The organism is Pseudomonas sp. UBA6562 (assembly GCF_002434265.1).
Classification (GTDB): domain Bacteria; phylum Pseudomonadota; class Gammaproteobacteria; order Pseudomonadales; family Pseudomonadaceae; genus Aquipseudomonas.
Map to the genome: position 1 here is coordinate 137,266 of NZ_DJJS01000003.1, position 12,568 is coordinate 149,833.

At 63.9% G+C, this 12,568-nt stretch carries 13 protein-coding genes; 3 read left to right on the forward strand and 10 right to left on the reverse strand.

Features of this window, described 5'->3' with window-relative positions; translation table 11 throughout:
* Positions 1 to 38: 38 nt before the first annotated feature.
* Both B4M43_RS03330 and B4M43_RS03335 read left to right on the forward strand, forming a co-directional pair.
* Positions 39 to 1,574 (forward strand): NCS1 family nucleobase:cation symporter-1, encoded by a 1,536-nt coding sequence (locus B4M43_RS03330; RefSeq protein ID WP_296264174.1) that lies wholly within the window; start codon positions 39 to 41, stop codon positions 1,572 to 1,574.
* A gap of 14 nt (positions 1,575 to 1,588) precedes the next feature.
* Positions 1,589 to 2,317: an aspartate/glutamate racemase family protein gene (locus B4M43_RS03335; RefSeq protein WP_296264176.1), complete on the forward strand. Its 729-nt coding sequence runs from the start codon at positions 1,589 to 1,591 to the stop codon at positions 2,315 to 2,317.
* A 101-nt stretch (positions 2,318 to 2,418) separates the two neighbouring features.
* On the opposite strand, the gene B4M43_RS03340 is transcribed toward B4M43_RS03335, so the two are convergent.
* The 3 genes from B4M43_RS03340 to rlmKL all read right to left on the reverse strand — a co-directional run bounded on the left by B4M43_RS03340 (position 2,419) and on the right by rlmKL (position 5,887).
* Entirely contained in the window at positions 2,419 to 3,081 is a 663-nt protein-coding gene (locus tag B4M43_RS03340) for a histidine phosphatase family protein (protein ID WP_296264178.1), read from the reverse strand.
* 181 nt (positions 3,082 to 3,262) lie between these two features.
* On the reverse strand, positions 3,263 to 3,601 hold the full coding sequence (locus B4M43_RS03345) for an FKBP-type peptidyl-prolyl cis-trans isomerase (protein WP_296264180.1): 339 nt from the start codon (positions 3,599 to 3,601) through the stop codon (positions 3,263 to 3,265).
* Between the two features lie 84 nt (positions 3,602 to 3,685).
* A complete protein-coding gene (gene rlmKL, locus B4M43_RS03350; RefSeq protein ID WP_296264182.1) occupies positions 3,686 to 5,887 on the reverse strand; it encodes a bifunctional 23S rRNA (guanine(2069)-N(7))-methyltransferase RlmK/23S rRNA (guanine(2445)-N(2))-methyltransferase RlmL in 2,202 nt (733 codons plus the stop codon).
* Positions 5,888 to 6,437: 550 nt separating this feature from the next.
* Between rlmKL and rmf the strand changes: the two genes are divergently transcribed.
* Complete coding sequence (gene rmf, locus B4M43_RS03355) at positions 6,438 to 6,653, forward strand: ribosome modulation factor (RefSeq protein WP_010223328.1); 216 nt, start codon at positions 6,438 to 6,440, stop codon at positions 6,651 to 6,653.
* 111 nt (positions 6,654 to 6,764) lie between these two features.
* Here the strand turns inward: rmf and B4M43_RS03360 are convergent, their stop codons facing one another.
* From B4M43_RS03360 to rraA, 7 genes are all read right to left on the reverse strand, one after another.
* Entirely contained in the window at positions 6,765 to 7,790 is a 1,026-nt protein-coding gene (locus B4M43_RS03360; protein ID WP_296264184.1) for a quinone-dependent dihydroorotate dehydrogenase, read from the reverse strand.
* 264 nt (positions 7,791 to 8,054) lie between these two features.
* Positions 8,055 to 9,095, reverse strand: coding sequence for an OmpA family protein (locus B4M43_RS03365; RefSeq protein ID WP_296264186.1), 1,041 nt, complete (start codon positions 9,093 to 9,095; stop codon positions 8,055 to 8,057).
* Positions 9,096 to 9,210: 115 nt separating this feature from the next.
* Positions 9,211 to 9,801 (reverse strand): RNA polymerase sigma factor SigX, encoded by a 591-nt coding sequence (gene sigX / locus B4M43_RS03370; protein WP_296264187.1) that lies wholly within the window; start codon positions 9,799 to 9,801, stop codon positions 9,211 to 9,213.
* Positions 9,802 to 9,891: 90 nt separating this feature from the next.
* Entirely contained in the window at positions 9,892 to 10,716 is an 825-nt protein-coding gene (locus tag B4M43_RS03375; RefSeq protein ID WP_296264190.1) for a mechanosensitive ion channel family protein, read from the reverse strand.
* Positions 10,717 to 10,718: 2 nt separating this feature from the next.
* On the reverse strand, positions 10,719 to 10,970 hold the full coding sequence (locus B4M43_RS03380) for a CrfX protein (RefSeq protein ID WP_296264192.1): 252 nt from the start codon (positions 10,968 to 10,970) through the stop codon (positions 10,719 to 10,721).
* Between the two features lie 76 nt (positions 10,971 to 11,046).
* Positions 11,047 to 12,042, reverse strand: coding sequence for a zinc transporter ZntB (locus B4M43_RS03385; RefSeq protein WP_296264194.1), 996 nt, complete (start codon positions 12,040 to 12,042; stop codon positions 11,047 to 11,049).
* A gap of 27 nt (positions 12,043 to 12,069) precedes the next feature.
* On the reverse strand, positions 12,070 to 12,561 hold the full coding sequence (gene rraA / locus B4M43_RS03390) for a ribonuclease E activity regulator RraA (protein ID WP_296264195.1): 492 nt from the start codon (positions 12,559 to 12,561) through the stop codon (positions 12,070 to 12,072).
* Between the last annotated feature and the right edge of the window lie 7 nt (positions 12,562 to 12,568).

Below are 12,568 nucleotides of genomic sequence, written 5' to 3' on the forward strand. Positions count from 1 at the left end.
CACTCATCGCAGTACACGCGCATCAGGAGCCTGCCGGAATGAGCACCAGCCTCAACCTTGCCCCTGAACACCCCATCGCCTCCCCTACCCCGACCTCCATACCCGTCGACGGGCTGCCGCCAGACCTGCAACTGAGCCCGCGCCTGCACAACCGTGACCTCGCGCCGACGCGCCTGGCCGGTCGCCGTTGGGGCGGCTACAGCATCTTCGCGCTGTGGACCAACGACGTGCACAACATCGCCAACTATTCCTTCGCCATGGGCCTGTTCGCCTTGGGGCTGGGGGGTTGGCAGATCCTCATGTCGTTGGCCATCGGCGCGGCGCTGGTGTACTTCTTCATGAACCTGTCGGGCTACATGGGGCAGAAAACCGGAGTGCCCTTCCCGGTCATCAGCCGCATCGCCTTCGGCATCCACGGCGCACAGATTCCGGCGCTGATCCGCGCGGTCATCGCCATCGCCTGGTTCGGCATCCAGACCTACCTGGCCTCCGTGGTGCTGCGCGTGCTGCTGACCGCCGTATGGCCGCAGGTGGCCGCGTACGACCACAACAGCGTGCTGGGCCTGTCGAGCCTGGGCTGGGTGTGTTTCGTGGCGATCTGGGTGGTACAGCTGGTGATCCTGGCCTACGGCATGGAGATGGTGCGCCGCTACGAGGCCTTCGCCGGCCCGGTGATTCTGCTGACCGTGGCCAGCCTGGCCTTTTATATGTACTTCAAAGCCGACGCCAGCATCGCTTGGTCGGTGGCCGAACCGCTGACCGGCTACGAGATGTGGCGCAACATCTTCGCCGGCGGCGCGCTGTGGCTGGCCATCTACGGCACCCTGGTGCTGAACTTCTGCGACTTTGCCCGCTCCTCGCCGTGCCGCAAGACCATCCGCGTCGGCAACTTCTGGGGCCTGCCGGTGAACATCCTGGTGTTCGCGGTGATCACCGTGGTGCTGTGCGGCGCGCAGTTCAAGATCAACGGCCAGATCATCGACAGCCCGACGCAGATCGTCGCGACCATTCCACACACCGCATTCCTGGTGCTGGGTTGTCTGGCGTTCCTGATCGTCACCGTGGCGGTGAACATCATGGCCAACTTCGTCGCCCCGGCCTTCGTGCTCAGCAACCTGGCGCCGCGCCACCTGAACTTCCGCCGCGCCGGCCTGATCAGCGCCACCCTGGCGGTGCTGATCCTGCCCTGGAACCTGTACAACAGCCCGGTGGTGATCGTGTACTTCCTCTCGGGCCTGGGCGCCCTGCTCGGCCCGCTGTACGGCGTGATCATGTCCGACTACTGGCTGCTGCGCAAAGGCTGCATCAACGTGCCCGAGCTCTACAGCGAAAACCCGGCCTGCGCCTACCACTACAGCCGCGGCGTCAACCTGCGCGCAGTCGCGGCCTTCGTGCCGGCGGCGGCCTTGTCGATCGTGCTGGCGCTGGTGCCCAACTTCCACAGCGTGGCGCCGTTTTCCTGGCTGATCGGTGCGGGCATCGCAGCGGCGATCTACCTGCTGATCGCGCCACGTCACCGGGTGTATCAAGACGTCAGCGGCGAATGCATCGCCGTCGACCACAGCAGTCACTGAGCAAGGATTTTCCGATGCGTATTCTGATCGTCAACGTCAACACCACCGAAGCCATCACCGAAGCGATCGCCGAACAGGCGCGCAGCGTGGCGGCGCCAGGTACCGAGATCGTCGGCCTCACGCCTTGGTTCGGCGCAGAGTCGGTAGAGGGCAATTTCGAGAGCTATCTGGCAGCCATCGCCGTCATGGACCGGGTCCTGGCCTATGACGAGCCGTACGACGCCGTGATCCAGGCCGGTTACGGCGAGCATGGCCGCGAAGGCCTGCAGGAACTGCTCGACGTGCCGGTGGTGGACATCACCGACGCGGCGGCTAGTACAGCCATGTACCTGGGCCATGCCTACTCGGTGGTGACCTCGCTGGACCGCACCGTGCCGCTGATCGAAGACCGCCTGAAACTGTCGGGTCTGTACGACCGCTGCGCCTCGGTGCGCGCCAGCGGCCTGGCCGTGCTGGAACTCGAATCCGAGCCGCAGCGCGCGGTGCAGGCCATCGTCGAGCAGGCCGAACGCGCAGTGCGCGACGACAAGGCCGAGGTGATCTGCCTGGGCTGCGGCGGCATGGCAGGGTTGGACGAAGAGATCCGGCAGCGCACGGGCGTACCGGTGGTCGATGGCGTCAGCGCGGCGGTGACGATCGCCGAGTCGTTGGTGCGCTTGGGGCTCAGCACGTCGAAGGTGCGCACCTACGCCAAGCCCCGACCGAAAAAGGTGATCGGCTGGCCGCCGCGTCTGGGCCGCTGAGCCACTCAGTGGCTCGAACACGCAAGCGCCTGGGGTACTAGCCCGCTCGCGATGGGCAACAACGCAGGCCTGGCTCAAGCCTCAGCCCGAGCCAAGTGGAATCAGGTCGGGCAGCTATGCTCGCCGTCGTCCAGCCCCTGGCGCACGTTGCGGCTGAGCAGGCTGGCCTTGCCGTTGTGCCAGGTCAGGGTCAGCACATAGAGGGTGTCGAAGTCGTCGCCGCTCCAATCGTCGGTGATCGTGTGCTTGTGGCCGGTGGCCTTGTCGGCCACGGCATTGATCAGGTCGGGCAAGTAGCCATGGGACCAGGCCGTATAGACCGTGGCGTTGCGGTACTTGTCGCGCATCAGCTCGTCGGCCAGGTCGTCGACGTCGTTGGCGTCGAAGTCGATGTTCACCGGCAGACCCAGGCGGATCGCACTCGGCGTGATGGTCATCAAGGGGCGGATGTAGCTGTAGCTCAGATCCTGGCTGCCTTCTTCGACATGCCGGGTGGGGTTGGCCGCGAACACGTAATCGGCTTCGCCGAAGCGCTCGGGCAGTACCGTAGCCAGGTCGATGGCGCGGTTGAGGCCTTGGCAGTTGAGCTGGCCCAGCCCTTCGCCGGGTTTTTCGGCGTGGCGCATGAACACCAGGGTCTGGGTGCCGTCGACGGGTTCGGCGCGGCGGTCGTGCACGTACAGCGCTGCGGGCACACTGGCCCCTACGAGGGCCAGACCCAGCAGCAGGTGGCGACGACGACGGAGGAAGGCAGGCAACGTCATAAGCAGGCTCTTGCGGCAAAAGGAGAAAGCCCACAGGCAGACGCTGTCCGTTGCCAGGCAGGTCGCTGGCAGAAGAGGGTCAAGCCTTGGGTGGAACCTCAGAGTGCGATCGGCGTGTTTTGTTCCCGACCGACCCTGCCTGATCGAGTCTAATGACCTCTCATTGCCGGGACATGACCGCTCAATCGTCGCGAGTCAGCACCTGCAACACCTCGATTTCGAACGTCAGCTCGGCGTGCGCCGGGATCTTGCCCATGCTGCGCTCGCCGTAGCCCAGCGCTGCGGGTACGACCAGGCGGCGCCTGCCGCCTTCGCGCATGCCCATCAGGCCTTGGTCCCAGCCTTTGATCACTCGCCCGGTGCCGATCACGCATTGGAAGGGTTTGCCACGCGACCAGGACGAATCGAATTCGCTGCCGTCGGCCAGCCAGCCGGTGTATTGCGTGGTGATCAAGGCGCCTTTGACGACTGCCTTGCCCTCGCCCACGGTCAGGTCGGTGATGTGTAGTGTGTCGCTCATACGGAAGTCTCGCGCAGGTCAGGGGATGCCGCGGCCGCTGGCCGCGGCTCACCGTGCAGGCGAACCGCGGCCAAGGCTACGGGCTCAACGCAAAGTGATGCGCCAAGCGCGGTGGATGCGGTTGTTGCGGGCGAAGTCCGGGTCCAGGGTCTGGGCGGTGATGTCCTCCACCGCGTAGCGCTGGGCCAGGTGCTCGTCGAGCTGGAACTTGCGGAAGTTGTTGGAGAAGTACAGCACCCCGCCCGGTGCCAGGCGCGCCATGGCCAGGTCGAGCAGTTGCACGTGGTCGCGCTGGACGTCGAACACCCCTTCCATGCGCTTGGAGTTGGAGAAGGTCGGCGGGTCGATGAAGATCAGGTCGAAGCTGTCGGTGGCCGCTTGCAGCCAGGCCATGACATCGCCCTGCTCCAGCCGGTTGCGCTCGGAGAACCCGTTCAGCGCCAGGTTGCGCCGCGCCCAGTCCAGGTAGGTTTTCGACAGGTCGACGCTGGTGGTGCTGCGCGCGCCGCCCTTGGCCGCATGCACCGACGCCGTGGCGGTGTAGCAGAACAGGTTGAGGAAGCGCTTGCCGGCGGCCTCGCGCTGCACGCGCATGCGCATCGGGCGATGGTCGAGAAACAGGCCGGTGTCCAGGTAGTCGGTGAGGTTGACCAGCAGCTTGACGCCGCCTTCGCTGACTTCCTGGAACCGGCCCTCGGTGGCCTGGCGCTCGTACTGGCGGGTGCCGCTCTGGCGCTCGCGGCGCTTGAGCACCACGCGCTGCGGGTCGACACCCAGGGCCAGGGGAATGGCGGCCAGGGCATCGAGCAGACGGCCTTGGGCCTTCTCCGGGTCGATGGAACGTGGCGCCGCATATTCCTGCACGTGCACCCAGTCCTGGTAGACGTCGACGGCCAAGGCATATTCGGGCATGTCGGCATCGTACAGGCGGTAGCAGCCGATCTGCTCGCGACGCGCCCACTTGCCCAACTGCTTCAAGTTCTTCTGCAAGCGGTTGGCGAACATCTGCGCGCCTTCGGACAGGCGTGCCGGCTCATGGACGACAGGCGCATCCGGCTGACGCGGTGCGGACGGCGCTTCGCTGGAAGCGCTCTGACGCCGCTCGCCGGTGACGAACTGGTCGGGCTGCACCTTGAACAACAGCAGCTTGCACGGCAGCGCGCCGTTCCAGAAGGCGTACTGCTTGTGGCTGCGCAGGCCCATGCGCTTACCCAGCTCCGGCGCACCGGTGAACACTGCCGCGTCCCAGCCCATGCACGCTTGGCGCAGGCGCTCGCCGAGATTCTGGTAGAGGTACAGCAGGCTGGCTTCGTCGCCCAAGCGCTCGCCGTAAGGCGGGTTGCTGATGACCAGGCCTTTCTGGTGCTGGTCGGGACGCGGCTCGAAGGTGCCGACTTCGCCTTGGTAGATCTTCACCCAGTCGCTGAGCCCTGCGCGCTCGACGTTGTTGCGCCCCGGCTGGATCAGGCGCGGGTCGGCCTCGTAACCGCGGATCCACAGCGGCGGCTTGGCCAGGCCCGCTTCGGCGCGGGCCAGGGCTTCGTCGTGCAGTTTGCGCCACAAGGCCGGCACGTGGCCGAGCCAGGCGCTGAAGCCCCAGCGTTCGCGCTTGAGGTTGGGGGCGATGTCGGCGGCGATCATCGCGGCTTCGACCAGGAAGGTACCGACGCCGCACATGGGGTCGGCCAGGGCGCCGCCCTCGGCGGCGATGCGTGGCCAGCCGGAACGGATCAGCACGGCAGCGGCGAGGTTTTCCTTGAGCGGCGCGGCGCCCTGCTGCAGGCGATAGCCGCGCTGGTGCAGGCTGTGCCCGGACAGGTCCAGCGAGAGGATCGCCTCGCCGCGGTCCAGGCGCAGGTGGACGCGCAGGTCCGGGTTGAGCTTGTCGATCGAGGGGCGCAGGCCTTCGCGATTGCGCAGCTTGTCGACGATGGCGTCCTTGACCTTCAGCGCGCCGAAGTGGGTGTTGTCGATGCCCGAGCCATGGCCGCTGAACTCCACCGCCAGGGTGCCGTCGGCCGCCAGGTGGTCTTGCCAGTCGACACCGTGCACGCCGTGGTAGAGGTCTTCGGCATCGCGCATGCTGAAGCGCTCGAGCACCAGCAGCACGCGGTTGGCCAGGCGCGACCAGAGGCACAGGCGGTAAGCGGTCTCCATGTCGGCCGCGCCGCGAATGGCCGAGGTGTGCTCGCGCACTTCGGTCAGGCCCAGTGCGCGGGCTTCCTCGGCCAATAGGCCTTCGAGGCCCTTGGGGCAGGTGAGGTAGAGTTCGATGAGGTCCGACATGAGTAATCCAGTGCCTTTAGGCTGAGTGGGTGGCAGGTCGACGCAAGGTCCCCACCGAGGTTTTGCCGCGCGCCTTTCAAGTGGTCGCGCGGTTGGCCTTGCGCTGAGCGAAGGCCGGGCCGGCTGAGCGATCGGGTTTTGGCGAGTGCCAAAGGTATTCGAGCGCCAGACAGTATGAAAAATTTCTTGAAGTCATGGGCCGGTAATGACCCTTCGTCGTATTACGTCGCTTCACGACCCCCTTGCGCTGGAAGCTGGCCCAATGATTTCAAATACGTGTAAGCGACTGATCGAGTGGCAGTTTTAGGGCGATGATTTTGAGTCGCATTTATTTACTTATCCCCTCACCTTCGGAAACGTTACCTTCTTATGACAAATCGATCATTCACACCCTGATCGTGTTTGGTTAGAACTGACCCCAGGCCACTTCGCAACGAAGCGGCACTACCAGCTCGCCACGCCGGCAGCGAGCGCAAACCGGCAGAACGATTCTGCCCGACCTCCCAGAGGTCGACGGGACATTACAGTCAACAAGTGAGGGCAACACCCTATGAGAAGACTTAAGCGTGATCCGTTGGAAAGAGCTTTTTCTCGTGGCTACCAATATGGAGTGACCGGTAAATCCCGTGAACTCTGCCCCTTCACCCTGCCCTCCGTGCGCCAGGCCTGGATCAACGGATGGCGTGAGGGCCGAGGCGACAACTGGGACGGCATGACTGGCACCGCAGGTATCCATAGGCTCAACGAACTTCACGCCGTTGGCTGAACAAGGACACTGAATCCGCACTCCTCCAAGCGCCCCTTCAAGGCGTCGGGCCAATGCCCAAAGGGCCTCCAGACGAGGCCCTTTTTTATGCCCGCAATCAAGGTGCGCGTTTCAGCTGCGTTTGAGTGCAGCGATGGCGTCCACCGCTTCACGGATCAAGGCAGGGCCTTTATAGATGAAGCCCGAATAGATCTGCACCAGGCTGGCGCCGGCTTCGATCTTCTGCGCGGCATGCCGGCCCTCGGTGATGCCACCCGCCGCGATGATCGGCAGCTTGCCGCCCAGCTCTCCGGCCAGCACCTTGACCGTGTGGGTGCTCTTGTCCAGCACCGGCGCGCCCGACAAGCCCCCCGCCTCGCCCGCATTGGGCAAGCCCTCGACGCCTTCGCGGCTGAGGGTGGTGTTGGTGGCGATGACCGCATCCATCCCCGAAGCCATGAGCGCGGCCGCCACCAGTGCGGTTTCTTCATCGCTCATGTCTGGGGCGATCTTGATCGCCAGCGGCACACGCTTGCCGTGCTGGCTGGCCAACTGCTCGCGCCGTGCCGCCAGGGCATCGAGCAATTGCTTGAGCGAATCGCCGAACTGCAAGGTGCGCAGCCCTGGCGTGTTGGGCGAGCTGACGTTGACGGTGATGTAGCTGGCGTCGGCGTAGACCTTCTCCAGGCACAGCAGGTAGTCGTCCTGGGCACGCTCGACGGGGGTGTCGAAGTTCTTGCCGATGTTGATACCGAGCACACCGCGGTAGTGGGCCGCACGTACCCGCTCCAGCAAGTGGTCCACGCCCAGGTTGTTGAAGCCCATGCGATTGATGATCGCGTTGGCTTGCGGCAAGCGGAACAGGCGCGGCTTGGGGTTGCCCGGCTGCGGCCGCGGGGTGACGGTGCCGACCTCGACGAAGCCGAAGCCCAACTGGGCGAAGCCATCGATGGCAGTGGCGTTCTTGTCCAGGCCTGCGGCCAGGCCCACCGGGTTGGCGAAGTTCAAGCCCATCACCTGCACCGGCGCTGCGACCGGCTGCTTGCACAGCTTGGCGTTGAGCCCCAGGCGGCCACCGGCACCGATCAGGTCCAGGGACAGGTCGTGGGAGGTTTCCGGGGAAAGCTTGAACAGCAGCTGGCGGGCCAGGTTATACATGGGCGGGCAAGACTCGGAAGGCGTGGGGTGGCGATTATAGCCAGCACAGGCCTTGGGCGACAGGGCCGGGCGTCCAACCCTTGCGTCTGGCAGCGTCGAACCTTCGTGACGCATACGCCAACGGCCAGGCTGTGGGCGCTTGCGCCGCTCGAAAGATAGCCGGAAAGGACTGTGCGACGGATTGAATCAGCGCATGGACGCTGACGATCCCCATAAATAGAAAAACCCGGCCGAAGCCGGGTTTTTCATGAAGCGTCAGACCAATTACTTGGCTTGGGCTTCTACTTGAGCTTCAACGCGACGGTTGACAGCGCGACCTTCTTCGGTGGCGTTGTCAGCGACTGGGCGCGACTCACCGTAGCCAACCGAATCAACACGGCTGGATTCTACGCCGTACTGCTGGGTCAGTACTTGCTTGACAGCGTTGGCACGACGCTCGGACAGCTTCTGGTTGTAAGCGTCTGGACCTACGGAGTCAGTGTGACCTTCCACGGTGGTGGTGGTCTGTGGGTACTGCTTCATGAAGTCAGCCAGGTTCTTGATGTCGCCGTAGCTGTTAGGCTTGACGACCGACTTGTCGAAGTCGAACTTGACGTCCAGCTCAACGCGAACGACTTCGGCAACAGCCGGGCAGCCATCAGCGTCAACGGTAACGTTGGCTGGGGTATCTGGGCACTTGTCGACGTTGTCGCAGACGCCGTCGTTGTCGCTGTCGGTGCAGACGTCAGCAACTGGAGCCGGGGTCACTGGAGCTTCTTGGGTTTTTGGGCTGCCACCGAAGTTCAGACCAACGCCAACGCTCGGTGCCCACTCGGTGTCACCTTGGTCGATGTTGTACTGAGCTTCGACGCCGGCACGGGCGTAGAACATGTCAGTGATGTACCACTTGGCACCAGCGCCCAGGTTGGCGAAGGTGGAGTGATCACGACCGCCGCGGAAGCTCTGGCCCAGGGACTGGTGGGAGAAACCAGCCGACACGTACGGACGGATAGCGTCGTACGGGTTGTTGAAGTGGTAAACGGCGTCCAGGGCAGTGTTCGAGCCCTTGATGTTCTTGCCGTCGTCGCCACGGGCGTTGTGCACTTCGTCGTAGCCCAGACGCAGTTCAACGTCGTCGGTCAGGAAGTAGCCGATCGAGCCACCGAACAGGTTGCCGTCGTTTTTGAAGTCGCGCTGGCTGTCGAAGAATTCTTTCTTGTAGAAGATTTCGGTTTCGACAGCGCCTTGGCCTTGAGCCATAGCGCCGAACGAGGCGGCAGCTACGAGCGAGCCAATGGCCAGGCCCAGAGTATTTTTCAGTTTCATCCGTTTGAATCCCCATCTGATGGTAGTTAAGAAGTCCCTCCACCATCCGGGTGAAGGCACGACTCGACGACGAGTCTAGCAGACTCGCCAGTTGATTAGAGAGACCTGCAAGCGACTAAGTTTCAGCCAACCCTGCAAATTTTTCTCTCAATTTATCAAGTGCGCGCTTGTACCGCATCTTCGTCGCGCTCAGCCCCATGTGCATGATGTCCGCGATCTCCTGGAATTCCAGCTCTGCGACGAAGCGCAGCACCAGGATTTCCCGATCGATCGGGTTCACGTGCACCAGCCACTTATCCAGTCCGCCTTTTTCTTCGGGCTTGGGAGCCTTGTCCTCGGACGCCTCTTCGATAGGGTCGAGACTCAAGGCATCCATCAGCCGTCGTTTGCGTCGCTCCTTGCGATACTGGGTAATGCACTCGTTGTAGGTGATGCTATACAGCCAGGTCTTGAATTTCGACTTCCCCTCGAAATTCTTGAGCCCATAAAGCACCTTGAGCATCACTTCCTGACAGACATCGTCAGCGTCGCGGTCGTTCCCCAGATAACGTGCGCACACGTTGAACAGGGTCCGCTGGTAGCGCCGCATGAGCTCTTCATAGGCACGTGTAACGTGAAACAGCTCCTCGTGCGAACGCGCCACCAACTCCTCGTCGGAGAGTTCGCGGGGGTCGTAACGCATGGGTAGCGGGTGAACTTTATTCAAAGCGAATCTGGCCGACAGTCAGGTCAATGTCGCCGCGGAGCCGTCGAGGCCCGATTTCAGCGGCGGCATACATTAACAGCTTTTGCCGGTTTAGCGGCGGGTCACGCGGTGCTCGAGCAACTGCCGGTTCGACACCGAGACCAGATCGCCCTCGTCCGTCAGCAGCGTGGTCTTGACCGTACCGATTTCCTCGATCTGCCCCTCTACTTCGCCAATCTGGACCTGCTGGCCAACCTGGAAAAGCTCGCGGACATAGATCCCGGCCAGAATCTGGCTGGCGATTTCCCGGCTGCCCAGGCCCATGGCCAGGGCCATTGCCAGACCAACGGTAATCAGGCCGATGACGATCACATGGTTGAGCAGGTCGGTCTTGACCTCCAGCTGGCTGATGGCGACCGAGATGGCGATGATGATCACCAGGCCCTGGGCGATGCGCCCGACGCCTGCGGCATATTCCAGCCCCACGCCTTCGGCGGCGCCGCGCACCAGCCCGTTGGCCAGTTGCGCCAGCAGGACACCGGCCAGCATTACCAGGGCAGCGCCGAACACTTTCGGCAGGTACAGCGCGAGCATGTCGAGGGTCGCCGAGACGCGCTCCAGACCCAGCGATTCGGCGGCCGACACCAGGAAGATCAGCAGCACGAACCAATAGACGATCTTGCCGATCAGCGTTGAGATCGGCACCTGGATACCGACGCGGCCGAGCAGCTTGGTCAGGCCGGTGCCGCTCATCAGGCGGTCGAGGCCGAACTTGGCGAGCAGCTTGGACAACAGGGTGTCGAGCAGCTTGGCGACCACGAAGCCCAGCAGGACCACGACCAGGGCGCCAAACAGGTTGGGGATGAAGTTCGCAATTTTGGTCCAGAGCGCAGTCATCGCGGTGACCAGGCTCTGGGTCCAGAGATCGAGTTCCATAATCAATCGGCCTTATCAGCGTTGCTGCCAGCGGCAGGTGTGCGGCGCACCGGCGCGACATGCGCCGAGCCGTTGTTGAGGGCGACCATCATTGCCTTGCCGCAGCGGCCGAGCAGGGTGAACAGGTCGCCGGCACCGACCTGGCGGTTGGCGGTTTTCAGCACGCGCCCCAGGCATGCGGCATCGTCGCGGTCTTGGCCGGACGGCGCGGCGTTGAGCAGGTCGCGCAAGGATTGTTCAAACGGATCGTGCATGGGCACCTCGCGTAGTGTCAGTCAAAGACGAGAGCGCCCGGCGGCAGGTCACATAGCGCTGACCCACGGGCGACCTCTACACCCAGCGCAGGCGGCGGAACAGCCACCACTGCCCTGCCGCCAGGCCCAGTACCACCAGGCTTGCGAAGACGAAACCATTGGGGCTTTCCGACCAGGGAATGCCGCCGACGTTGATGCCCAGCAGGCCCGTGACGAAACTCATCGGCAAGAAGATGCAGGTGATGATGCCCAAGCGGTACATGGTCCTGTTCATCCGCTCGTCGCGCTTGCGGTCTTCGCTTTCGAGCATCAGCGCGGCACGCTCGCGGGCCAGCTCCAGTTCTTCGAGGTAGCGGATCAGGCTGTTGTTGAGCTCGTTCCAGTAGTCGGCGTCGGAGTCGGCGAACCAGCTCCACTTGTGTCGCGACAGCTGCGCATAGATGTCGCGCTGCGGCGCCAGGAAGCGTCGTAGCGCGGCGGCGCGGCGGCGGATCTGTTGCAGGCTGCCCTGGGCCGGCGAATAGTGCTCGTCGGCCTCGACTTTCTCCTCTTCCAGGTCGACCTCTTCGCTGAGGTCGGTGACCAGCGCCTGGACCTTTTCGGTCAACAGCTCGCCCATCACCACCAACAGCTCCGAAGCGGTCTTCGGCCCACGCCCCTCGGCCAGTTGCTGGAGAATCTCGTCGCTGGCGCGCAGCGGCCGCAGGCGCAGCGAAATGACCCGCTGCGCTTCGGCGAAGATGCGTACCGAGACCATGTCTTCCGGCTCGGCGCCGGGGTTGAGGTTGACGCCGCGCAGGAACAGCAGCGTCTGCTCGTCGGCCAGCGGCAACAGCCTGGGCCGCGTGTTCTCTTCGAGCAGCAGCTCGCAGGCGAACTCGCTCAAACCGCTGTCGTGCAGCAACCAGGTGCGGGTCTGCGGATGGCTGCGATCCCAATGCAGCCACAGGCTCTGCTCGGCGGTCAGTTGCAACCCGTCGAGCGCTGTGCGCGGTATGGCGCGCGCACCGCCCTTGCCGTCGAGCAGCAGCGCGTGCACCAGGCCCCACTGCGCGTTGTCTTCCTCGGTCATCGACACTCCATCAGCGCTGCGCGCCGCTCACTGCGGCTGGGTCAGGGGCGTGGCCGAAACCACCACGCCGTTGTTGTCGGCGTACAGGTATTCGCCCGGGTGGAACGTGACGCCTGCAAAGGCCACCACCACGTTGAGCTCGCCCACGCCGCGCTTGTCTGTTTTCAGCGGATGGCTGGCCAGGGCCTGGATGCCGACGTTGGTCTGCGCCAGAGCGTCGACGTCGCGTACGCAACCGTAGATCAGCAGGCCTTCCCAACCGTTCTGCGCGGCCTTGGCGGCGAGCATGTCGCCCAGCAGTGCGCGGCGCAGCGAACCGCCGCCGTCGACCACCAGCACCTTGCCCGTGCCGTCGAGCTCGACCTGCTCGCGGACCAGGGAATTGTCTTCGAAGCACTTGAGGGTGACGATCTGGCCGCCGAACGAATCGTGGCCGCCGAAGTTGCTGAACATGGGTTCGAGCACGCGCACCTGGTCGGGATAGGCATCGCACAGGTCGGGGGTAAGGTAATGCTGCATGGCACAC